This is a genomic window from Aidingimonas lacisalsi (assembly GCF_008079445.1).
Taxonomy (GTDB): domain Bacteria; phylum Pseudomonadota; class Gammaproteobacteria; order Pseudomonadales; family Halomonadaceae; genus Aidingimonas; species Aidingimonas lacisalsi.
Map to the genome: position 1 here is coordinate 444129 of NZ_VRYH01000002.1, position 22113 is coordinate 466241.

Annotated in this window: 19 protein-coding genes; 13 read left to right on the forward strand and 6 right to left on the reverse strand. The window is 58.2% G+C overall.

Going from position 1 to position 22113, the window contains the following annotated elements; translation table 11 throughout:
* The first annotated feature begins 165 nt into the window (after window positions 1–165).
* A complete protein-coding gene (locus tag FVV99_RS05315) occupies window positions 166–726 on the forward strand; it encodes a DJ-1/PfpI family protein (protein ID WP_148252989.1) in 561 nt (186 codons plus the stop codon).
* A gap of 7 nt (window positions 727–733) precedes the next feature.
* Here FVV99_RS05315 and FVV99_RS05320 read toward each other — a convergent pair whose 3' ends face one another.
* From FVV99_RS05320 to ehuR, 5 genes are all read right to left on the reverse strand, one after another.
* Entirely contained in the window at window positions 734–1237 is a 504-nt protein-coding gene (locus tag FVV99_RS05320; RefSeq protein ID WP_148252990.1) for a GNAT family N-acetyltransferase, read from the reverse strand.
* Window positions 1234–2598, reverse strand: a complete 1365-nt coding sequence (locus FVV99_RS05325; RefSeq protein WP_148252991.1) for a nicotinate phosphoribosyltransferase — start codon at window positions 2596–2598, stop codon at window positions 1234–1236. The genes FVV99_RS05320 and FVV99_RS05325 overlap by 4 nt, the downstream gene beginning before the upstream one ends.
* A complete protein-coding gene (locus tag FVV99_RS05330; protein WP_148252992.1) occupies window positions 2595–3164 on the reverse strand; it encodes a nicotinamidase in 570 nt (189 codons plus the stop codon). Before FVV99_RS05330 ends, FVV99_RS05325 begins: the two co-directional genes overlap by 4 nt.
* A gap of 91 nt (window positions 3165–3255) precedes the next feature.
* Window positions 3256–4191 carry a 2-hydroxyacid dehydrogenase gene (locus tag FVV99_RS05335; protein ID WP_148252993.1) on the reverse strand — a complete coding sequence of 312 codons (936 nt, stop codon included), beginning with the start codon at window positions 4189–4191 and terminating at the stop codon, window positions 3256–3258.
* 42 nt (window positions 4192–4233) lie between these two features.
* Entirely contained in the window at window positions 4234–5640 is a 1407-nt protein-coding gene (gene ehuR / locus FVV99_RS05340) for a MocR-like ectoine utilization transcription factor EhuR (protein ID WP_148252994.1), read from the reverse strand.
* Between the two features lie 219 nt (window positions 5641–5859).
* Between ehuR and doeA the strand changes: the two genes are divergently transcribed.
* The 12 genes from doeA (at window position 5860) to FVV99_RS05400 (ending at window position 21450) form a co-directional block, all read left to right on the forward strand.
* Window positions 5860–7059, forward strand: a complete 1200-nt coding sequence (doeA, locus tag FVV99_RS05345; protein ID WP_148252995.1) for an ectoine hydrolase DoeA — start codon at window positions 5860–5862, stop codon at window positions 7057–7059.
* Window positions 7060–7087: 28 nt separating this feature from the next.
* Window positions 7088–8110, forward strand: coding sequence for a N(2)-acetyl-L-2,4-diaminobutanoate deacetylase DoeB (doeB, locus tag FVV99_RS05350; protein ID WP_148252996.1), 1023 nt, complete (start codon window positions 7088–7090; stop codon window positions 8108–8110).
* Window positions 8107–8574, forward strand: coding sequence for an Lrp/AsnC family transcriptional regulator (locus tag FVV99_RS05355; protein ID WP_148252997.1), 468 nt, complete (start codon window positions 8107–8109; stop codon window positions 8572–8574). The genes doeB and FVV99_RS05355 overlap by 4 nt, the downstream gene beginning before the upstream one ends.
* 169 nt (window positions 8575–8743) lie before the next feature.
* Window positions 8744–9676 carry a carbon-nitrogen hydrolase family protein gene (locus FVV99_RS05360; protein WP_236645305.1) on the forward strand — a complete coding sequence of 311 codons (933 nt, stop codon included), beginning with the start codon at window positions 8744–8746 and terminating at the stop codon, window positions 9674–9676.
* A 238-nt stretch (window positions 9677–9914) separates the two neighbouring features.
* Entirely contained in the window at window positions 9915–11381 is a 1467-nt protein-coding gene (locus FVV99_RS05365; RefSeq protein ID WP_148252998.1) for a biotin carboxylase, read from the forward strand.
* Window positions 11382–11449: 68 nt separating this feature from the next.
* The gene (locus tag FVV99_RS05370) at window positions 11450–12448 is read left to right on the forward strand and encodes a C45 family autoproteolytic acyltransferase/hydolase (RefSeq protein ID WP_148252999.1); all 999 of its coding nucleotides are present in this window, start codon (window positions 11450–11452) and stop codon (window positions 12446–12448) included.
* Window positions 12449–12550: 102 nt separating this feature from the next.
* On the forward strand, window positions 12551–15340 hold the full coding sequence (locus FVV99_RS05375; protein ID WP_148253000.1) for an aminotransferase class I/II-fold pyridoxal phosphate-dependent enzyme: 2790 nt from the start codon (window positions 12551–12553) through the stop codon (window positions 15338–15340).
* Between the two features lie 197 nt (window positions 15341–15537).
* Window positions 15538–17007: an NAD-dependent succinate-semialdehyde dehydrogenase gene (locus FVV99_RS05380; RefSeq protein ID WP_148253001.1), complete on the forward strand. Its 1470-nt coding sequence runs from the start codon at window positions 15538–15540 to the stop codon at window positions 17005–17007.
* Between the two features lie 205 nt (window positions 17008–17212).
* Entirely contained in the window at window positions 17213–18619 is a 1407-nt protein-coding gene (locus FVV99_RS05385; RefSeq protein ID WP_148253002.1) for an aminotransferase, read from the forward strand.
* A gap of 84 nt (window positions 18620–18703) precedes the next feature.
* A complete protein-coding gene (gene eutB, locus FVV99_RS05390; RefSeq protein ID WP_148253003.1) occupies window positions 18704–19702 on the forward strand; it encodes a hydroxyectoine utilization dehydratase EutB in 999 nt (332 codons plus the stop codon).
* A 46-nt stretch (window positions 19703–19748) separates the two neighbouring features.
* Window positions 19749–20696 carry a cyclodeaminase gene (locus FVV99_RS05395; protein WP_148253004.1) on the forward strand — a complete coding sequence of 316 codons (948 nt, stop codon included), beginning with the start codon at window positions 19749–19751 and terminating at the stop codon, window positions 20694–20696.
* Window positions 20697–20781: 85 nt separating this feature from the next.
* On the forward strand, window positions 20782–21450 hold the full coding sequence (locus FVV99_RS05400) for a haloacid dehalogenase type II (protein WP_148253005.1): 669 nt from the start codon (window positions 20782–20784) through the stop codon (window positions 21448–21450).
* Window positions 21451–21453: 3 nt separating this feature from the next.
* On the opposite strand, the gene FVV99_RS05405 is transcribed toward FVV99_RS05400, so the two are convergent.
* Window positions 21454–22110 (reverse strand): ATP-binding cassette domain-containing protein, encoded by a 657-nt coding sequence (locus FVV99_RS05405; protein WP_148253006.1) that lies wholly within the window; start codon window positions 22108–22110, stop codon window positions 21454–21456.
* Between the last annotated feature and the right edge of the window lie 3 nt (window positions 22111–22113).

Consider the following 22113-nt stretch of genomic DNA (forward strand, 5'->3'; position numbering starts at 1 on the left):
TGTACTGTAACGAGAGTTTTTGTATCAGCAACAATGAATTTCCCTGATAGGATATCAGTTGGGTTGATGTCAGGAGCGAAGCATCCATTGCGAGTTGTTCTGGCTCGGCTACGCTTTGCATAGGGTCGCCTGCGCATCGGCGTCGTGATACAAGGAGCACACAGCATGGCTAAGTTATTGTTGATTGCCGGAGATTTTGTCGAGGATTATGAAATCATGGTGCCGTTCCAAGCCTTGCAGGCCATGGGGCACGAAGTGCATGCCATCTGTCCCGACAAGCGCGAGGGCGATAGTGTCAAGACGGCCATTCATGATTTCGAAGGTGATCAGACGTATACCGAGAAGCCGGGCCATAACTTCACACTCAATGCGACCTTTGCCGAGGTCGATCCGAGCGATTACGACGGTTTGGTGCTCCCCGGCGGGCGCGCTCCGGAATATCTGCGCCTCAACGAGCGAGTGCTGGAATTGGTGCGCTATTTCATTGACAGCAACAAGCCCGTGGCCGCCATCTGCCACGCGGCTCAGTTACTGGCTGCGGCCGTCTCGTTGGAAGGCCACCGGGTATCGGCGTATCCCGCCTGCGCCCCGGAAGTCCGGCTGGCGGGGGGCGACTATGCCGAGATTGCCGTCGACAAGGCCGTGACTTCAGGTAAGCTGGTAACTGCCCCGGCCTGGCCAGCGCATCCCGAGTGGCTCAAGCAGTTCGACGCCTTGCTCGACTGACACCATGTCACAGGCGCTTGTACATGACGTGTGCATCGACAAGCCCAAACCGTGGATGGCGGAAGGCGTCGGGGAGCGTACCCACAATGGGGAACCCCAACTTCTGCCATAACCGGACAGCGCCTTCATTGCTGGCGACGACGAGATTGTACTGCATGGCATGGAAACCCAGTTGCCTGGCTTCATCCTGGGAATGCAAACACATGCGAGTGGCAACGCCCATTCCCTGTGCCTGCGGCGAGACGATGTAACCGCAGTTGCAGACATGCGCACCACCACCGCCCTGATTAGGCTTGATATAGTACGTACCCAGGGCATCGCCATGTTCGCTTTCAGCAATGAAGGTGGCACTGGGTGCCTCGAGCCAGAGATGGCGGGCTGTTGACTCCTGGATATCGGGGTCAAGCGCGTAGGTTTCGCCGGCACGAAAGATCGGTTCGATGATCTGCCACAGTGCTGGCCAATCGGGATCCATGGCTTGTCGAAGTGCAATCGTCTCGGCGTCGCTCATGAGCATTCGTCCTGCTGCAACTGTTGTAATGCCTGACTGAGTGTCACTGGGTAGCTCGTGTCGCGACCGTCTTCTCCGGCTGTCAGTGAGCGAATCGCTGCGGGGAGACGGGCGACCGAATGGGAGGCATGATCGCGGGCCTGATCCAACGTGGGGATGAGAGCCGGCTCGACTTCGCCCTTGACGACGGTGCGCACCAGTAAAGGCGTCGCCGCCGTGATCGACTCTTCCCGTCGAGCGATGATATCGCCGGTGACTTCGCCGTCTGCGTCACAGTGACGATAGACCTGTTTGCGTCCGGGCAGGTTGACTTTCCCCGGTGAATGTTTGACACGCGGCTTGCCGGCATATTCGACCAGTTTGTAGGAAAGGTCGAGTACGGGCGCGTCGGTCGAGGCACCCATTTCGGTGCCGACACCGAAGATATCGATTGGCGCTCCCTGTTGGACCAATGTCTGGATCTGGTACTCATCCAGTCCACTGCTGGCGACAATCCGGATGTGCGGATATCCGGCTTCATCCAGCAAGGCGCGTGATCGGCGAGCGAGGTCACCGAGGTCTCCGGAATCGAGTCGAATAGCGCCGATCTCGAGGGCGGGACATTCGTTCTTCAGTGCAATGACCTTGCGTACGCCATCGAGCGTATCGTGGGTATCCACCAGCAGCGTGGTGCCGGGGTAGAGTTCGGCGAAGCGTTGGAAGGCTTCCCGCTCGTCATCATGGGCCAGTACATAGCTATGTGCCATGGTCCCCCTCAGCGGCAGATCGTATCGCAGGCCACCCAGCACGTTGCTGGTGCCTGCTATGCCCGCTGTGCGATAGGCGCGTACGCCGCGGACGGCGGCATCGGTTCCGTGCATGCGTCGCATGCCGAAGTCGACGACCGGGCGTCCCTCTGCAGCCCTCACCAGACGAACGGCCTTGGACGCCAGCACCGTTTCGAGTTGCACCTGGTTCATTATCAGGCTTTCCAGCAATTGCGCTTCGGCGATCGATGCTTCGACTTCCATCAGTGGCTCATTGGGAAAGACCGGCGTGCCTTCCGGCAGTGTCCAGATATCGCCACGAAAGCGGTAATTCGATAGCCAATCAAGGAACGCATCCTGGAACAGTCCCGTACCGGCCAGCCGTTCGATCGCCGACGCTGAAAAATGCAATCGGGTTGCCAATTCGGCAGCGTACTGTTGACCGCAGGCGAGCATGAAGCGTCGGCTGGATGGCAGGTTACGGAAATACAGACTGAAGACCGAGCGCTCATGCATGCCTTGATGCCAATACGCCTGCAGCATCGTGAGTTCATAGAGGTCGGTCAGCAGCGCCAGGTCGTCATCGGCGACGGCAACAGGAGTAAAGGGCGTCATTCCACGACCTCGCAACCAGCGGATGAGAGTTCGGCATGGCAGTGCCGGCGTTGCTGGGGATCGACAGCCTCGCTCAGACGGGCCAGCAGTCGGGTCGGGAAGCCGGCATTCACGGCATCCTTGGCGGTGGCACGAACACAGACATCGAGTGCCAGGCCGCAGATGACAATGCGCTTGGCCCCTCGGCCACGCAGGTAAGCGGCGAGTCCGGTGTCGTCGAATGCTGAATACGCATCGCGATCGAACGCCGTCCCTTTGCTCACGCGAATGGTGTCCTCGGAGAGTGCCAGATCGGGATGGTACGCTGCCCCATAAGTATCCTGTACGCAGTGTACCGGCCAGGGGCCCCCTTGATCGCTGAAACTGACATGGCCGATGGGATGCCAGTCGCGTGAGGCCACGACCAGTGCGCCGGCCTCGCGGGCGGCCTTGATTTCCGCATTGATACCGGGAACGAGTGCATGTCCTCCGGCGACAGCCAGGGCGCCGCCTTCACAGAAGTCGTTCTGCATGTCGACGACCAACAGGACATCGCCTGCACCATAGGTTTCTATCGGTTGAGACATGACGCACCTCCTGCAGACATACCGTAAATGCTCACTTCCCAGAGTATGCCCGAGCAATGTCGCTGTGTAGGGGGGATGGCTATCGATATACTCAATAGCCCGCTTGGGGGTCCACCGTAGTAACCGATTCCCCGGCTTCCCAGGCTTGCAGTGTCTCGACGACCTGGTCGAGGGCGGCATCCATGGGGGTAGGGCCGGCCATATGTGGCGTGATTCGGATACGCGGATGCGTCCACAACGGACTCTCGGTGGCTAGGGGTTCATTGGGGAACGCATCCAACAGGGCCCCCCGCAGCCGACCTTCCCGTTCACCGGGGCCAAGCGCGTCCAGTAGTGCCGATTCATCGATCAGTGTACCGCGGCCGGGATTGATCAGTGAGGCTCCATCCGGCAATGCTTGTAGCGTATCGGTGTTGATGATGTGTCGGGTGGCAGGTGTATCGGGCAGTAACAACACCAGTGTGCGCACTTGGTGCAGCAGGTCCCAGAGCCCCGCCTCGCCGTGATGACAGGTGACGTTCTCGAGTGACTTTGGGGAACGGCTCCAACCATGCACGGGATAGCCATCAGCGGCCAGGGATTGGGCGACATGCTGACCGATCGCACCGAGCCCCAGAATACCGACGGGCCACTCGGTTTTATCGACCACCGTGATTTCGCGCCATTCGGTGGCAGCTTCCTGTCGCAAGTAGCGATCGAAATCGCGCTGATAATGGAGCACGCCATAACGAGTATAGTCGGCGATCAATTCTCCCATGCCGGCATCGCGTAACTTGACGATCGGGACATCTTTCGGCAGGCCGGGATTATTCAACAACGCATCGACTCCGGCGCCCAGGTTGACGATGCCCTTGAGATGTTCCTGCTCTTGTAGCAGTTCGGCGCTGGGTTTCCATACGGCAAGGTAGTCGGCTCCCCGGCGTTCGGCAGCCGGCGCTTCGCTGGTCACGACCTCGACCTCGGGCAGGCGTCGGGCGAGCGCATCCCGCCATTGGGCGACGTCGTCGATGTGTATCAGGATTTTCATGTTGCTGACTTCCTCGTCGTCTGCGGGATGCACGAATGTCTCTCAATAAACGATTTGCATCATCGGCGGTGGCGCTTCGTCAAGCAAGCTGGTCAAACGCTCCAGCCCGGTTTCCAGGCGATGGATGTCCTGCTCGGCACCGAGACTCAGGCGGATGCGCCGTGGTGCCGGAGAGTGCTCGACCATGAAGGGAGCGGCCGTCGTGATCGAGAGGCCCTCTTGTTCGGCTTGTTGCTGCAACTCCTCGGCTCGCCATGCCGGTGGCAACGACAACCATACATGCAGACTGCTGGGGCGAGCCATCAGTGGATGGTGTCCCAGCAATCGGGTCGCTAGTGTCTGGCGCTCTTCAAGCAGTTCGCGCTGCTGGGAAGACAGTTCTTCGATCGTGCCATCGGCCAGCCATAGGTCCGCAATCTCGAAAACCAACGGGGTAGCCATCCAACTGGTGGCGCGCAGCCGCGGTAACGTGTGGTGCAGTTGGCCACGGGGCACGGTGAGATAACCGGCACGCAGACCCGGCAGGGTCGACTTGGTCAGGCTGGTGATATGGAAACTCTGTCGCGTCAGTCGCGATGTCAGCGGGGTCAGACCGGGCGGTTCGAGCAGCGCATGCACATCGTCCTCGATCAGCCAGGTGCCGTGTCGGGCCAGCACGTCGGCCACGGCATCGCGACGCGCTTCGCTCATGGTCGCGCCCGTCGGGTTGAGCTGCGTCGGGGTGAGGCAGATGGCACGCGGACGAAAGCGTCGGCAGGCGGCATCCAGGGCGTCGGGAACCACTCCCTCGTCATCGATCGTGACGCCGCGGAGCTGAAAGCCAAGCGTGCGTGACAGGGCGATGAGGCCGTGATCGGTGAGAGCTTCGGTCAACACCGTGTCGCCATGCTGCACGACGGTCGCGATGGCCAGCATCAAGCCATGAGCCGCGCCATTGCAAAGTACCCGATCGTCGGCGTCGCCGGGTACCTTGAAGCGCGTTTCGAGCCATTCGCTGGCCCGTTCACGCTGATGCAACAGACCGGCGATGGGCCGACAGGCGGCGATGGCTTCCGGGCTGGCCTGTTCGGCAAGTTGCGCCAATGCCTCCCGAAAGCGCATGTGGTGAAGTGGCGGACAGACAGGATGGGCAATCGACATGTCGATGAGCGGGCTTTCCCAGCGTGGTTCCTGACCACGGAGGTACTCCGACTCACGCCTGTCATCGAGCGCATTGATCCAGGTGCCACTGCCCACGCGTGCCTGCACCAACCCCATCTTTTCGGCCTGTGCATAGGCGCGTGAGATGGTTTGCACACTGACTCCCAGGCTGTCGGCGAGTTGGCGATGTGTCGGAAGTCGCGTGCCTGGCGCCAAGTCGCCTTGTCGAATGGCTTCGGACAAGGCCCGAGCAATGGACAGGTACTTGGGGCCGGCCTCTGAAAGGTAGGGAGTCAGATCGATTGTCATGATTCAATAAAGCCTTTGACGGCTGGCTTGGCGTCAATGCTAGTATCAGTATTAAGACATTGACTGGCAATTGTCATGATGACATTTATAGTAAATCATGACATTCATAACGCCACGTTTTCAAACCGTCACCCCGAGGGGTGAATAGGACAGGCGGCTCGGCCCACTCCCTCATCGGTGTGGGCCGGTTTTGATGATCATCGTGACGGCGAGTGGCTCATGTTCCAGGTAACCCTGCCCTTCACTCGTGATGAGTATGCTCGGCGCCTTTGGAAGGTGCGTGCGGAAATGGCCAATCAGGGCGTCGATGTGCTGGTCATTTGCGATCCATCCAATATGGCCTGGTTGACCGGCTATGATGGCTGGTCGTTCTATGTTCACCAGTGCGTGCTGGTTGGCCTGGAGGGCGAACCCGTATGGTACGGCCGTCGCCAGGACAGTAATGGCGCGCTGCGTACCTGTTGGATGGATCCTGACAACATCACCTATTATCCGGATTACTATGTACAGAATCCGGACATGCATCCCATGGAATATCTCGCCCAGACGATCATGCCTGATCGTGGCTGGCATCGGGGTGTCGTGGGCATGGAAATGGACAACTACTATTTCTCGGCCAAGGCTTACCTGAGCCTGGTGAAGGAATTGCCTCACGCCCGTTTTCAGGATGTCAATTCGCTGGTCAATTGGTGCCGTGCGATCAAGTCGCCTCAGGAAATCAGTTACATGCGCACGGCCGCACGTATCGTCGAGGGAATGCACGAGCGGATACTCGAGATGATCGAACCGGGGTTGGCCAAGAGCAAGCTGGTTTCCGAGATCTATCGTGTCGGTATCGAGGGGTGGACGGCGCCGGATGGAACCGTCTATGGCGGTGACTATCCGGCCATCGTGCCTCTGTTGCCGACCGGTAGTGATGCGGCGGCACCTCACCTGACCTGGGATGATACCCCTTTTCGTGAGGGAGAGGGGACCTTTTTCGAGATTGCGGGCTGCTACAAACGCTATCATGCGCCACTGTCGCGAACCGTTTTCCTCGGCAAGCCGCCGCGCGATTTCGTGCGCGGGGAATCGGCATTGCTTGAAGGGATCGACAACGGGCTCGCCGTAGCCAAGCCGGGTAACCGCTGTGCCGATATCGCCATGGCACTCGGAGCCGCCATGGACAAGTACGGCTTTGACCGGGGCGGTGCCCGTTGCGGTTATCCCATTGGTATCAGCTATCCACCGGATTGGGGCGAAAGGACCATGAGCCTGCGCCCCTCGGATGAAACCATTCTCGAGCCTGGCATGACCTTTCATTTCATGCCGGGGATGTGGATGGATGATTGGGGCCTGGAGATAACCGAAAGCATTCTGATCACTGACACCGGCGCCGAGACGCTGGCCGATTTTCCACGCCAGTTGTTCGTGAAGTGAGCCACGTACCCAGACAAGGAATTCTCGTATGAGCAAGCGACCCAGCCCGATCTCCGCGACCGTCGATTTCGATGCCGAGGGTATTCAGCACGGCTTTCTCAAGTTGCCCATCTCGACCAATGAGTCGGCTTGGGGAGCGGTGATGATCCCCGTGACGGTAGTGAAAAACGGGAGCGGGCCGACTGCCCTGTTGACAGGCGGGAATCATGGCGATGAGTACGAAGGCATCACGGCGCTACTGAAGCTTGCCAATACCCTGACGCCAGAGCGAGTGCATGGGCGGGTCATCATCGTGCCGATGATGAATACCCCTGCAGCGATGGCGGGAACGCGGACGTCGCCAATGGATGACGGTAACCTCAACCGCAGCTTTCCCGGCGACCCCGACGGTGGTGTGACCGAGCAGATCGCCGATTACTTCACGCGCGTCATGGTGCCGATGAGCGATATCGTCGTGGATCTTCATTCCGGCGGCCGCACGCTGGATATCCTACCCTTTGGTGCTGCGCACGTGTTACCCGACAAGGATCAGCAACGTCAGGCGCTGGAGGGAGCCAAGGCGTTCGGTGCACCTTATGCCATGAAAATGTTCGAACTCGATGCGGCGCGGTTATTCGATACGGCGGTCGAGTCGCAAGGCAAGATTTTCATCGCCACCGAACTCGGCGGTGGTGGATCCACGACACCGGAACGCATGGCCATAACCGAGCGTGGTATCAGCAACTGCTTGATTCACTATGGTCTGCTTGACGGCGAGATCGAATTGCCCGATGAGCCGCAGGTCTATGTCGATATGCCGGATGCCAGCTGCTACGTGCAGAGTGAGCACACCGGTTTGTTGGAACTGACGCTGGGTTTGGGTGACAGAGTGCGGCAAGGCGATGCGATCGCTCGGATCTATGACATGACCCGTACCGGGGCTTCCCCTGTTATCTATCGTGCTGAACGGGATGGCTTGCTGGTTGCCCGGCGTTTCCCATCACTGGTCAACATGGGAGATACTATTGCCGTGATCGCCGAAGTGGTGGAGTCGCTGGATGGAGATCAATGAAGCTCGATCGTTATGACATCAAGATTCTCGACATTCTGGCCAGGGATGGCCGGATCACCAAATCGAAGCTCGCCGAAGCCATCAATCTTTCGGTCAGCCCGTGTTGGGAGCGTGTCAGGCGTCTCGAAAAAGCCGGTATCATCGAAGGATACAGTGCCAGAATCAACCCGGCCATGGTGGTCAAGCGGACACCGGTCTGGGTGCAGATCGAATTGAAGCAACACAACGCCGACAGTTTTCGGCGATTTGAAGGCGTGGTCAACGAAACGCCTGAAGTGACGGAATGCGTGGCTGTGGGAGGCGGTGTCGATTATCTGATCAAGGTCGAAGCCGACTCGATCGATGCCTATCAACGTTTGATTGACGCCTGGCTGGTATCCGATATCGGCATTGAACGCTATTTCACCTATATCGTGACCAAGACGGTCAAACACGAAAGCCCGCCAATTCAACTAGATACTTAATAACATTACCGACGGTAAGGTTGGCAGCCCCTTGGCCTTCACGTTCGTCAAGTCTCCACCGTTGATACCCCCACCCAGAAAACTGGCATAAGCTTGATAGGCAGAGTCAGGATTATTGGCGATATTGCCGGAGAACGACCTTCCTGTTATGCACAGGAAGGGAGAAATCATGAAACGAGACAATCGCCAAACCGAGAGAGATACGATGTCCTACTTCACTATTGCCGGCGTGCAGATGCATGCCTTGCATCACAGTGACAATACGCAAGCCATGCATCATCGTGTCGATATGTTGATGGCGCGGTTCCCCCATGTCCAGATGGTCGTGTTCAGTGAGTTGCTGGCGCATGGATCGTCCACCCACCAGGCCCAGCCGATGCCTAGCGATACGGAGACGGCATTCTGCCAACTGGCTCGTAAGCACGGTATCTGGCTGATTCCGGGCTCCTGGTTCGAGCAAAGCGGAGAGCGGATCTATAACACGCTTTCCGTGGTGAATCCCCTGGGCGAAGTCGTTACCCGTTACCGCAAGATGTTTCCGTTTCGTCCCTATGAAGAGGGAGTCGACGGCGGCGAGGAGTTCGTCGTGTTCGATGTGCCTCATATCGGCCGTTTCGGTGTGTCGATCTGTTATGACATGTGGTTTCCCGAAACGACGCGGACACTCGCTGCAATGGGGGCCGAAGTGATCCTTCATCCAACGATGACCGATACCATCGATCGCGACATCGAACTCTCCATCGCGCGGACCAATGCGGCGATCAATCAGTGCTATTTCTTCGATATCAATGGCGCCGGGTTGATGGGGAACGGTCGGTCGATCGTCGTCGGGCCGTCGGGTGACGTCCTTCATCAATCCGGGATCGGTGAGGAAGTCATTCCTCTCGAGATCGATCTTCAGCGCGTTCGGCACGAACGAGAGCGTGGCCTCCGGGGGTTGGGACAGCCGCTGAAGAGCTTTCGCGATCGGCAGGTGGATTTTTCTCTGTACCGGGGAGACAACGCCGCGATGACATTCCTGGATACGCTGGGTCCGCTGGGTAAACCCGTGCGACGCGACACCCTGCCGTCGGAAGGTACGTCGACGAGTGATGCGCCTTAGGAAGACGTATCGTTCGGCTAGCGTGCGCGAGCCCGTGGGCGCCTCCATGTCCGGAGGCTGGTGTCCTGGAGCGTCCGATGTTTCCCGAGGAGCGAGCATGTCCGTAGCAGCGTGGGTACAAGACATGATACAGCGATGTCACGCTTGGCTGATGCCGGCGCATGAGCAGCGAAAGACAGCGGCGGAGACGGCACAGTCCGACGCTGCTGGGGCAAGGCACAATCGAGGAGGACAGGCGATGAATAAGACAATTACCAGTGTTGCCGATATCCGTCGTTTCTTTCATAACAACAAGGACCCCATTTATTTCATCTCGGCGACCAATTTCAATTTGTTGGGGATCGGAGATTGGGTCGGAAATTTTCGCCATATCAACTACATCGACTGCTTTGACGGCCGCCTACGCAACGTTTTCGTGCCCAGAGAAAAATTTCCTCGCGATTTTGAAAGCATCGAAGACATCAATAATTACCTGCTTGAACACAAGGAAGTCATCGATTACTTGAAATCACGTGGTGACAACGGAACCGTTGCATTTCTGATGTTCGACGAACATACCGAGGACATCTGTCGACAATTGGGATTGAAAGTGGCCTTTCCACCGGCGGTGCTTCGCCAACGGATGGATAACAAAATAGAAACCGTACGTATTGGCAATAACGTCGGGGTACCGAGCGTGCCCAATGTGCTGGCCAAGGTAGGGAGTTATCAGGAGCTGCTCGAGGCCAGCAAATCACTGGGTGACGACTTGGTGGTGCAGACGGCATTCGGCGATTCAGGACATACGACATTCTTCATCGCCAGCGAGAATGACTACTACAAGTATGCCGAAGAGATCGAGGCAGAGCCCGAAGTCAAGATCATGAAGCGCATCAACTGTCGTGGCTCTGCCATCGAAGCATGTACGACGCGTTGTGGTACCGTGGTCGGTCCTCTGATGACCGAGCTGGTGGGCTTCAAGTCATTGACGCCTTACAAGGGGGGCTGGTGTGGCAATGAAATGTTTGCTGGCGCCTTTTCCCAGGAAGTCCGCGATAAGGCACGCGAATACACCTTCAAGTTCGGCGAAGCGTTGCGTGAAGAAGGTTATCATGGCTACTTCGAACTCGATTTCCTGATCGACATGGATTCCAATGAGGTATATCTCGGTGAGTTGAATCCCCGGGTCACGGGCGCCAGTTCACTGACCAATGTGGCTGCCTTTGCCCACGCTGATGTGCCGCTGTTCCTGTTTCATCTGCTGGAGTTTTCGGGGCAGGATTTCGATATCGACATCGAGGAAATCAATGATCGCTGGGCGCACCCTGACAGCATTGATAGCTGGAGCCAACTTGTCATCAAGTCCACGGACGAGTCCATCGACCTGTTGACCCAAGCTCCGCAGTCCGGCGTGTGGAAAATGCACGAAGATGGCCGTATCGAGTATGACCATTTCAATTATCATCCGCATGCTGCCGAAAGTGAGCGGGAAGCGTTTTTCCTGCGCATCAGTGGCGTAGGGGATTTCCGCTACGAAGGCGCGGATCTGGGTATTCTGATCACGCGAGGGCGACTGATGGACGATGATTTTCAACTGACTGAACGTGCCAAGGCCTGGATAGATGCGATACGTGGCCAATTTGCGGGACAGGCAGTACAGGATCCGGTCGTCGAGGAGGTGGCGGTCAGCCATGCCATCGGTGGCGCGAATTTCAAGATTCTGTGAGTGATGACGCCATGAGAGGGAGCGAGCTCCCCCAGCTTCAGGATGAGTGGCCTGACGAGGCCGAAAGTATGCATAAGCGCTTGCTGTTTCAGACGGTGCATGAACCTCAGCCAGGTCAAAAGTGGCGTGACCTTTGCGCACTGCATTGGCCTGCCTATGAGCAATGGTATCTGTCGGAAACCGAGCGTGAACGGCCTGGTTATCTGGCTTGCTATAACGCCTTGCAACGGCACATGCCGGAATTGGTGCCCACCTACGAGCGACTATGCGAGCTGGCGGGCGGTGGCGATCTGGTCTCACGGTTGTTGAGCCTGTATCGGCCACCGGCCTATATCACCGGCTGTTCACAAGCGGTCTTGTCCAACCCGGACAACAACATGCTGGTGCGCAACTACGATTACCCACCGGAACTGTGCGAGGGCACGATTCTTTACAGCCGCTGGAATGGACGTGGCGTGATTGCCATGATCGACTGTCTATGGGGCGTGTTGGATGGTATCAACGAGGCCGGACTGTCGATTTCGCTGGCGTTCGGCGGCCGCAGGCAAGTAGGCGATGGCTTCGGTGCACCGATCATCCTGCGCTATATCCTCGAATGCTGCGATACGACGCCTGAGGCAATCGAGGTGTTACGTCGAGTCCCCAGCCATATGGCGTACAACATTACCCTGGTCGATGCCGAGGGGCGGTATGTGACGGCGATGGTGGCTCCCGATCGATCGGTGACGATTCGTCGTGTTCCGGTCGCCACCAATCATCAGAAGCGGATCGAATGGTATGCCCATGCCTTGGCCTCGGAGACGCTGATTCGTGAGCGCCAGCTGTCGATCCTGGTGGGTGATGAATCGACCACCCCGACGCGGTTATTGTCAGCCTTCTTCGTGCCACCCTTGTTTCGCAGCGATTATCGCCATGGGTTGGGGACGATCTATACCGCCGCCTATTACGCCAATGACAGGTGTGCCGTCTATCACTGGCCCGGCAAGTCGCTATCGCTGTCGTTCGACCATTTTGAGGAGACCTCGTTGGAAGTTCAGTACGTGCAACGCTCCGTGGCGACGAAGTGACAAGAAGTTTTTGACTCGTCGCTCGCGAGCACGGGGTAGATCGCGGTGCGGTAATGTGATATCGGCCTTACCCAAGGGCCTATCGGCATAGCAGGTGACATCATGAGCGAGATGACGGGAACGGATACGCCGTATACGGCACTGGGGTTTTATCACAAGATTTCGCAGCTCAGGTCGGATACCTGGAATGCCTTGAACCGGGACCTTGGGCGTTTGGCCAAGCTTAGCCGGGACGATAGTCGGGCGAGAAATCTGATCAAGGCCGTTGACGTCAAGCTGACGCGTCTGGAAATCATCGAGGATTATCATGCCTTCCCGTCCAAGGAGGACTTTCGTCATCTGTGGACGTTATTCAATCGCGAGGAATACGCCCTACTCGAGAAGGTCGTCAAACGCTTGGTGCGCGCCCTGATCAGCGAATCCTATCGTCGTCGCCATGTCGATCTCAGTGAAACCGATACGGATGCCGAAGACCTCGAGGCCATGGATGCCTTGGCACAATTGCGGCGAGGGCATCCTGCATCGAACAGTTCGGCGCAGCCCTATTTCGAGCTGCTCATCGTCGATGCGATGTCACAGCAGGAAGAGGAAGTCGTTCGGGAAGCCTTTCACAATCTGCGTCGCCCTGAAGACAGATTCGTTTACGACGTGGTCACGGTACGGAGTTTCGAAGATGCGCTGATCGCGATTCTGGTCAATCCCAATATTCAGTCGTGCCTGATCCGCTACGAATTTCCCTACAAGTCGAAATACAACCTCAGTGCGTTGCGTAACTATCTGGAGGGGTTGTCGGAAGTCGAGCTGGAATCCAAGTCCGAAGCCGAGCGTAGTCTGCTGCTGAGCTCGATGATTCGCGAGATTCGTCCGGAGATCGACCAGTTTCTGGTGACGAGCGGAGATGTCGAAGCCACCGCTAGCCAGGACATTCGCCATTTCAATCGCATCTTTTACCGCGAGACCGATTACATCGAGCAGCACCATACCATTTTGCGCGCTATCGACGATCGCTATCGGACGCCATTCTTCGATGCCCTGCGCGAATATAGCCGCAAACCGACCGGTGTCTTTCATGCCATGCCGATCTCACGAGGCAAGTCGGTGACGCGTTCCCACTGGGCTGGGCACATGATCGACTTCTATGGCATCAATATTTTCCTGGCCGAGACGTCGGCCACATCCGGCGGGTTGGATTCGTTGCTGCAACCTTACGGACCGATCAAGAAGGCGCAAGAGTATGCTGCCCGTGCGTTCGGCGCACGACAGAGTTTCTTCGTCACCAACGGCACGTCGACAGCCAACAAGATCGTCGTTCAGGCATTGGTCAAGCCGCGTGATATCGTGTTGATCGACCGTGACTGCCATAAATCCCACCACTACGGCATGGTACTGGCCGGTGCGCATGTTTCCTATCTGGATTCCTATCCGCTCAATGATTACTCGATGTACGGTGGTGTACCGCTGCGGGAGATCAAGCAGACCCTGCTGGCCTACAAGCGCGCCGGCAAACTCGCTAAGGTCAAGATGCTGTTATTGACCAACTGTACGTTCGACGGTGTGGTCTATAACGTACGCCGGGTGATGGAAGAGTGCCTGGCGATCAAGCCCGATCTGGTCTTTCTGTGGGATGAAGCATGGTTCGCTTTTGCCACGTTCAACCCCACCTACCGTCCACGCACCGCCATGCATGCGGCTCGTAGTCTGAGTGAACGTTACCGTAGCGAAGCCTATCGGGAAGAGTACGACGACTGGAAGGCCGAGTTCGAAGCTCTCGATCCGGATGACGATGCGACCTGGCTGGACCGGCGACTATTGCCGGATCCCGATCAGGTGCGTGTGCGTACCTATGCGACGCATTCCACGCACAAGACCCTGACCTCATTACGGCAGGGGTCGATGATTCATGTCTATGATCAGGATTTCCGACAGAAGGTCGAGGCACCGTTTCATGAAGCCTACATGACGCATACCTCGACGTCGCCCAACTACCAGATCGTTGCGTCGTTGGATGTGGGCCGCATGCAGGCAGAGATGGAGGGCTTCGAGCTGGTTCACGCTCAGGTCGAAACGGCATTGTCGTTGCGTGAGCAACTGTACACCAATCCGTTACTGAAGAAATATTTCCAGGTACTCAAGAACAGTGACATGGTGCCACTGGAGTACCGTCAATCGGGCGTGGAGACCTATTACGATCCGGTCAGTGGCTGGCACAAGATGGAGGAAGCCTGGGCACAGGACGAGTTCGTCGTCGATCCGACCCGGGTGACGATTGCCATCGGTCAGACCGGGATCGACGGCGACGCCTTCAAGAACGAATACCTGATGAACAAGTTCGGTATCCAGATCAACAAGACGTCACGCAATACCGTACTGTTTATGACCAATATCGGTACGACGCGTGGATCGATCGCTTACCTGCTGGATGTCCTGATCAAGCTGGCCAAGGAGTTCGATCGTCGTTGGGAGGATAGTAGCCGACCCGAGCGAAAGATCATCGAACATCGAGTTCACTCGTTGACGCAAGATTTGCCACCACTGCCTGATTTCAGCCGGTTTCACGCAGCGTTTCGTCCAAACGTGGAGGACAAGACACCGGAAGGCGATATTCGCGAGGCCTATTTCCTCAGTTATGACGACGACAATACGGAATATCTGCGTTTCGATAATGGCGAATTGCAACGGCAGATGCGGTCCGGGCGCGATGTGGTCTCGGCAAGCTTCGTGATTCCTTATCCGCCGGGGTTCCCGGTGCTGGTGCCGGGGCAGGTCATTAGCGAGGAGATCCTGTATTTCCTGCAAGCCCTCGACGTCAAGGAAATTCATGGCTACCGCCCTGAGCTGGGGCTGCTGGTGTTCCACGAATCTGTGTTACATGGCGAAGACACGCATGCATGACGAATCATGTGATCAATGCAGAAACTTTTGCCTTTCCCGCGGGTAAGACAAAAAAAACCGTAACGTCACCCGCTGGCTAACAAAAACACTTGCGTTCACTTCCCCGTTATCCTGTGTCTATCCAGCGGTGCGATACCGCTCGGACCGTTTTTTCGTCCCTCGCGATCGTCGAGCGGACGGCTCAGGGGAGGTGACTTATGAAACTCAGCGATCCGCGTCTATTCCGGCAGCATGCCTACGTCGACGGTAAGTGGACTCATGGCAATGGCGGCCGCGAGGAAGCCGTGATCAATCCCGCCACCGGCGAGGCATTGGGCCACATCCCTTGGCTGGAAGCCGAGCAATTGCATGGCGCCGTCGATGCCGCTGATGAGGCATTCGTGCAGTGGCGTGCGTTGCGTGCCGATGAGCGCTGCGAACGTCTGCTGGCCTGGTACGATTTGTTGCAGGCCAATCGCGAGGATCTGGCCACGATCATGACCTTGGAACAAGGCAAACCGCTGCCCGATTCGCGCGGTGAAGTGGAGTACGGCGCCAGTTTCGTGCGCTGGTTCGCTGAAGAAGGCAAGCGCACTTATGGCGATACCATTCCCAGTCATATTCCCAATGCCGCATTGGGTACCTTGAAAGAGCCCGTGGGTATCGCCGCTCTGATCACACCATGGAACTTCCCCCTGGCGATGATTACCCGCAAGGCTGCCGCCGCCATGGCGGCCGGCTGTCCGGTCATCGTCAAGCCTGCCGGGGAAACGCCATTTTCGGCACTGGCGCTAGCCGAACTGGCCGAGCGTGCCGGAATTCCCGCCGGTGTCTTCAATGTCGTGTTGGGCGAGCCGGCGGAAGTGTCCCGGTTGCTATGTGATGAAGAGCGAGTCAAGGCGCTATCCTTTACCGGTTCCACCCGGGTGGGTCGCCTGCTATTGGAACAGAGCGCCCATACGGTCAAACGTGTGTCGCTGGAACTCGGTGGCAATGCGCCTTTCATCGTCGGGCCCGATATGGACCCCAAGGAAGCGGCCTATGCCGCCGTGGCGGCCAAGTTCCAGACGGCAGGACAGGATTGCCTGGCAGCCAATCGCATTCTGGTTCATGAGTCGATTCATGACGATTTCGTCGAGCACTTCGTCGAGCGCATGTCGGCACTGACCGTGGGCAACGGCATGGATAGCGAAGTGGATCTGGGGCCGCTCATTCATGGTCAGGCCGTGGAAAAAGCGGCGTCGATCGTCGACGACGCCATTTCCCGGGGGGCGACCCTGGTGGCTGGTGATCAGACGCAGGCGCCGGGCCCCAACTACTTCATGCCGGTACTACTGACCGGGGTGACTCGCAACATGCAGGTGTGGAACGAAGAGAATTTCGCGCCGGTGGCGGGGGTGACGGCCTACTCGGATGACGACCAGGTCATTGCCATGGCCAACGATACCGAGTACGGCCTGGCAGCTTACGTCTACACCCATGATATCCGCCGCATCTGGAAGATGCTGCGTGCGTTGGAGTACGGCATGGTCTCGATCAACTCCGTCAAGATGACCGGTCCACCCGTGCCGTTCGGTGGCGTCAAGCAGTCCGGCCTGGGACGTGAAGGGGGCGTGACCGGCATCGATGAGTATCTGGAGACGAAGTATTACTGCTTGGGCGGCCTGGGCTCTGTATCCGGAAGCTAGCTGTGTTGCGGCCATACGGCGTTGGACCTTGATGCGAAAATGCGCATTTGCAACGCGTAAACTCTGCTTTTCTTATCAAGGTCCGCCGTGTCTGGTCAGAGCTCGCTTGCTTGCCGAAGAAGGGGCTACCGCCGAAATACAACGGGCGTACAGCATTCAGGAAAACCACCCCGGCACGAGAGTCGGGGGCATTCAGGAGAACGACATGAGTTTGCACAAGGACTTGACCGATCGCGACCGTAAGGTCACTTTTCATGCGTCCACCCACCTCAGGGACTATGCCCATGGCGAGGCGGCGGGGCGTGTGATTACCGGCGGCAAGGGGATCAATATCGTCGACAAGGACGGGCGCGAATTCATCGACGCCTTCGCCGGGCTGTATTGCGTCAACATCGGTTATGGTCGTACCGAGGTGGCCGAAGCGATCTATCAGCAGGCCCTGGAGCTTTCCTATTATCATACCTATGTCGGTCACGCTAACGAGCCACAGATCGCGTTGTCAGAGAAAATTCTCGAGCTCGCCGGGCCAGGCATGTCCAAGGTCTACTACGGGATGTCCGGTAGCGATGCCAACGAGACGCAACTCAAGCTCGTGCGCTATTACAACAACGTCCTGGGTCGTCCGCAGAAGAAGAAGGTCATTTCGCGGATGCGGGGATATCACGGATCCGGTATCGCTTCGGGGTCCTTGACGGGGCTGCGAGCGTTCCATGACCAGTTCGATCTGCCGATCGAGACCATCCGTCACACCGAGGCACCCTATTACTATCACCGCGGCCCTGAACAGGAAGGCATGAGTGAGCGTGAATTTTCCCGGTATTGTGCCGAGCAGCTCGAAGCAATGATCCTGGCCGAGGGACCGGAAACGGTGGCCGCATTTATCGGCGAGCCGGTCCTGGGCACCGGGGGTATCGTGCCACCGCCTGAAGGCTATTGGGCAGCGATTCAAGAGGTGCTGGCCAAATACGACGTGCTGTTGATCGCCGACGAAGTCGTCTGTGGGTTCGGGCGGATCGGGGCCGATTTCGGTAGCCACTATTATGGTATCAAACCGGATTTGATCACCGTCGCCAAAGGCTTGACCAGCGCCTATCAACCGCTGTCCGCCGTGATTGTCGGCGATCGTGTCTGGGACGTGCTGGAAAAGGGAACCAGTGAGCATGGACCCATCGGTCACGGTTGGACCTACTCGGGGCATGCACTGGGCTGTGCCGCCGGTCTGGCCAATCTGGCGATCATCGAGCAGGAAGGACTGACCCGCAACGCGGCGGAAACGGGAGCGTACCTGCAACAGCAACTGCGCACCGCTTTTGCCGAGCATCCCATCGTGGGCGAAGTGCGTGGTGTGGGGATGCTGGCGGCACTCGAATTCGTGCCCGATGCGTCGCGGCGTGAACCTTTCGATCCCAAGATCAAGGTAGGACCACGAATCGCGGCGGCCGCCCTCGACGAGAACCTGATTGCCCGGGCCATGCCCCAGGGTGATATCCTCGGCTTTGCGCCGCCCCTGACTGCGACTCGAGATGAGGTTGATGACATCGTGGCACGGACACGTCGGGCGGTGGACAGGGTCACCGATGAGTTGGCCAATGCCGGCACCCTTACGGCATGATTCCAGCCAGGGCGGTGGCTGTCGTGGCCCAGACGCTACCGCCCGGGCGAGACAGTCACATTGTGCAAGGAGGAAGCGTTTCGCATGTTTCAACCGGCGCATGGTGTGTCCCTGGCCTCGATCTATGAGGCCCGCAAGCGGATCGCAAGGCAGGTGGCACGTACGCCTCTGATACGTTCGCCGATGCTATCCGATCGGTTTGCTGCCGATATTTTCCTCAAGCTGGAAACCAGCCAACCCACCGGTGCCTTCAAACTGCGGGGGGCGACCAACATGATTGCCGCGCTGATCGAGCGGCACGGTCATGATGCGCTGGCCCGGGGAGTGACGACCGCATCGACCGGTAATCATGGTCGGGCCGTCGCCTATGCGGCGTCACGCCTTGGTGTTCCGGCCACTATCTGTCTGTCATCGTTGGTTTCCATCAATAAGGTGGTTGCTATCGAGGCGCTGGGAGCCACGGTACGGCGTGTCGGCCAGAGTCAGGACGAGGCGTTCAGGGAAGTCGACCGATTGGTGACCGAGGAAGGCATGACGCTCATTCCGCCCTTCGATGATCCCTTGATTGCGGCAGGTCAGGGCACCATCGGGCTCGAGCTCCTGGAAGATCAGCCCGACCTGGACAGTGTCATCGTCGGACTCTCGGGAGGCGGCTTGCTGGGTGGTATCGGTGCCGCAGTCAAGGCGATTCGTCCCGATATCCAGCTCACCGGGGTCAGCCTGTCGCAGGGAGCCGCCATGTGGGAAAGCCTGTGCGCCGGGTGTCCGGTCGAGGTCGAGGAAATCGAGAGTCTGGGCGACTCGCTGGGAGGCGGTATCGGGCTGGACAACCGCTGCACTTTTGCCTTGGTCCGCGAGGTGATGGATGCTCACTACCAAGTCTCGGAAGCGGCCATAGCCAATGCCATGGTGGATATACTCGAGACCGACAAGATGCTTGTCGAGGGTGCTGCTGCCGTAGGGTTGGCGGCTATCGAGGAGCATGGCCTGGCGATTGAAGGTCGCAAGGTGGCATTGATTCTCTCGGGCAATGGCATTGGGTTGGAGACATTCGATCAGGCGCGCCGGTTGGCGGGACGCTGACCGTTTATCCGGCCTTATTTCTTCCGTCATCCGTCTGGAGGTTGTCATGCAACTCTATCAACGCGATGCGATCGAATCTGCCGTGACATTGGATGATGCTGCGCTAGCCACTGTGGAAGAAGCCTTCGCCTCTCTGGGCCGCGGCGAGGTGGTACAGCCGCCGATCCTGTCCATGGCGATGGATGAGTTCAACAGTGAAGTCGATGTCAAGACCGCCCATATCCGAGGTTGGAAGCGGTTCGCCATCAAGGTCAGTACCGGTGCATTCGATAATCCCCAACGAGGTCTGCCGAGTCTCAATGGGTTGATGATGGCGTTTTCGGCCGAAACCGGCCTGGTCGACGCCGTCCTCTTCGACGAAGGGTATCTGACCACGGTGCGTACCGCGCTGGCGGGAGCGCTGGCATCGAAGCACCTGGCTCGCGAGGACAGCAAGCGGGTGGCCGTGTTGGGGGCCGGCGAGCAGGCGGACTGGCAAGTGCGTGCCTTGCGTCTGGTGCGCGATATCACGCACGTGGATGTCTGGGCGCGCCGTACCGACGCCGCAGACGCCTATGCAGAGACGATGCGCCAGCAAGGGCTGGAGGTTCAGGTCCATGACTCTGTTCGTGAAGCGTGTGCCCAGGCGGACATCATCGTGACCACGACACCGGCGCGGGAACCGATCCTGACGGCGACGGACCTACCTGAAGGCGTGCATGTCACCGCCATGGGATCGGACAGCCCCGACAAGCGGGAACTCGATGAAGAGGTCATGATTCGTGCCGATGCCTTCGTTTGTGATACCCGGGCGCAGAGTGAGCATAATGGCGAACTCAAGGCATTTGCCGATCGGCAACCGCCTTTCAAGGTGTTCGAGTTGGGGCAGGTCATCGATGCCGGCTTGAACCTGCGATTGTCGCCGTCGACCATCACGGTCTGTGATCTGACAGGTACCGGCGTTCAGGATACCGCCATTGCCAATTATGCCCTGTCACTCCTGGTCACCGAGTGAGTGTCCGGTGACCCTGACGATTTGAGACGCGACACCGCCTGAACCAAGCTATCCTTGAAGCGTCAATGGAAGGATGGAGGCAACAATGGCAAAGGTACTGGCCTTCGATGTCTATGGCACCTTGATCGATACGCATGGCGTGGTGGCGGAACTGGAGTCGCTACTGCCCGACAAGGCCATGTTTTTTTCGCAACGCTGGCGTGACAAGCAACTGGAGTATGCCTTCCGGCGCGGTCTGATGGGGGATTATGTCGATTTCGCCCAATGTACCCGTGAAGCCCTCGAGTTCACGGATCGGGCCTTGGGCGCCGATCTCAGTGAGACGCACAAGGAACACTTGATGTCGGCGTATGCCAGATTGCCGGCCTTCGCCGATGTGGTCGAGGCATTCGACCAGTTGCATCGTGGCAAGATGACTTGTGTGGCGTTTTCCAACGGGACTCGTCAGGCAGTCAGCGGCCTCCTGGAGCAGGCCGGTATTCTCTCCTATGTCGATGACATCGTCAGCGTCGACGAAATCAAGCGATTCAAGCCGGATCCCGCCGTCTATGCCTATCTCCGAACCCGATTGGAGTCAGCCGCTCGTGACACCTGGCTGATTTCAAGCAACCCGTTCGATGTCATCGGGGCCAAGCATGCCGGGCTCCGAGCGGCCTGGATTCGCCGCAGTGCCGAAGCGCCCTTCGATACCTGGGGTGGTGAACCGGATTTGATCGTTTCCGACCTGGTCGAACTGGCCGAGCGATTGGGCTGATGGCTAGGTAGGGGGCAGGAGTCGAAATACACGCCCCCCTGCCGCCTCGGCGTCCGCTTCGTCGTGCGTGACCATCAGTGTCGGCAGGTTCTCCTGATGAATGCGCGAGAAGACCAGACTGCGCATTTCTTCGCGCAATGTCATGTCCAGCTTGGAGAAGGGTTCGTCGAGCAACATGGCGTGTGGGCGCGAGAGCAGAACACGCATCAGGGCGACACGGGAACGTTGGCCACCGGAGAGCGTCGCCGGGTCTCTGTCGGCGTAGCCGGGCAGGCCGATGTCTGCTAACGCCCTGTCTATCTGCGCGTGACGTTCACGTCGCGAGTTGCCGTCACGAAGGCCGAAGGCCAGATTGCCGCCGACACTCAGGTGTGGAAACAGCAATGGGTCCTGGAACAGGAGTCCCAGTCGACGTTGCTCAGCGGGCAAGCGGGTCAGCTCCCGGCCTTGCAGCCATACGTTTCCTCTGGCCGAGAAAGCGGGGTCGAGAAAACCGGCAATAAAGGCCAGCAGCGTCGACTTGCCGACTCCGGAGGGACCCATGACGGTCAGGATTTCGCCTGGCTCGATGCGGGTATCGATGGCCACGAGCGGTGTTTCCTGCAAGCGAATATCGATGGCATCCAGATGCAGGATGTTGTCGGAATCATTTCCAGGCATCGC

What these genes read in the sequence shown, in the direction of transcription:
- FVV99_RS05315 (WP_148252989.1), top strand. Translation starts at nt 166, where the DNA reads ATGGCTAAGTTATTGTTGATTGCCGGAGATTTTGTCGAGGATTATGAA.
- FVV99_RS05320 (WP_148252990.1), bottom strand. Translation starts at nt 1,237, where the DNA reads ATGAGCGACGCCGAGACGATTGCACTTCGACAAGCCATGGATCCCGAT.
- FVV99_RS05325 (WP_148252991.1), bottom strand. Translation starts at nt 2,598, where the DNA reads ATGACGCCCTTTACTCCTGTTGCCGTCGCCGATGACGACCTGGCGCTG.
- FVV99_RS05330 (WP_148252992.1), bottom strand. Translation starts at nt 3,164, where the DNA reads ATGTCTCAACCGATAGAAACCTATGGTGCAGGCGATGTCCTGTTGGTC.
- FVV99_RS05335 (WP_148252993.1), bottom strand. Translation starts at nt 4,191, where the DNA reads ATGAAAATCCTGATACACATCGACGACGTCGCCCAATGGCGGGATGCG.
- ehuR (WP_148252994.1), bottom strand. Translation starts at nt 5,640, where the DNA reads ATGACAATCGATCTGACTCCCTACCTTTCAGAGGCCGGCCCCAAGTAC.
- doeA (WP_148252995.1), top strand. Translation starts at nt 5,860, where the DNA reads ATGTTCCAGGTAACCCTGCCCTTCACTCGTGATGAGTATGCTCGGCGC.
- doeB (WP_148252996.1), top strand. Translation starts at nt 7,088, where the DNA reads ATGAGCAAGCGACCCAGCCCGATCTCCGCGACCGTCGATTTCGATGCC.
- FVV99_RS05355 (WP_148252997.1), top strand. Translation starts at nt 8,107, where the DNA reads ATGAAGCTCGATCGTTATGACATCAAGATTCTCGACATTCTGGCCAGG.
- FVV99_RS05360 (WP_236645305.1), top strand. Translation starts at nt 8,744, where the DNA reads ATGAAACGAGACAATCGCCAAACCGAGAGAGATACGATGTCCTACTTC.
- FVV99_RS05365 (WP_148252998.1), top strand. Translation starts at nt 9,915, where the DNA reads ATGAATAAGACAATTACCAGTGTTGCCGATATCCGTCGTTTCTTTCAT.
- FVV99_RS05370 (WP_148252999.1), top strand. Translation starts at nt 11,450, where the DNA reads ATGCATAAGCGCTTGCTGTTTCAGACGGTGCATGAACCTCAGCCAGGT.
- FVV99_RS05375 (WP_148253000.1), top strand. Translation starts at nt 12,551, where the DNA reads ATGAGCGAGATGACGGGAACGGATACGCCGTATACGGCACTGGGGTTT.
- FVV99_RS05380 (WP_148253001.1), top strand. Translation starts at nt 15,538, where the DNA reads ATGAAACTCAGCGATCCGCGTCTATTCCGGCAGCATGCCTACGTCGAC.
- FVV99_RS05385 (WP_148253002.1), top strand. Translation starts at nt 17,213, where the DNA reads ATGAGTTTGCACAAGGACTTGACCGATCGCGACCGTAAGGTCACTTTT.
- eutB (WP_148253003.1), top strand. Translation starts at nt 18,704, where the DNA reads ATGTTTCAACCGGCGCATGGTGTGTCCCTGGCCTCGATCTATGAGGCC.
- FVV99_RS05395 (WP_148253004.1), top strand. Translation starts at nt 19,749, where the DNA reads ATGCAACTCTATCAACGCGATGCGATCGAATCTGCCGTGACATTGGAT.
- FVV99_RS05400 (WP_148253005.1), top strand. Translation starts at nt 20,782, where the DNA reads ATGGCAAAGGTACTGGCCTTCGATGTCTATGGCACCTTGATCGATACG.
- FVV99_RS05405 (WP_148253006.1), bottom strand. Translation starts at nt 22,110, where the DNA reads ATGCCTGGAAATGATTCCGACAACATCCTGCATCTGGATGCCATCGAT.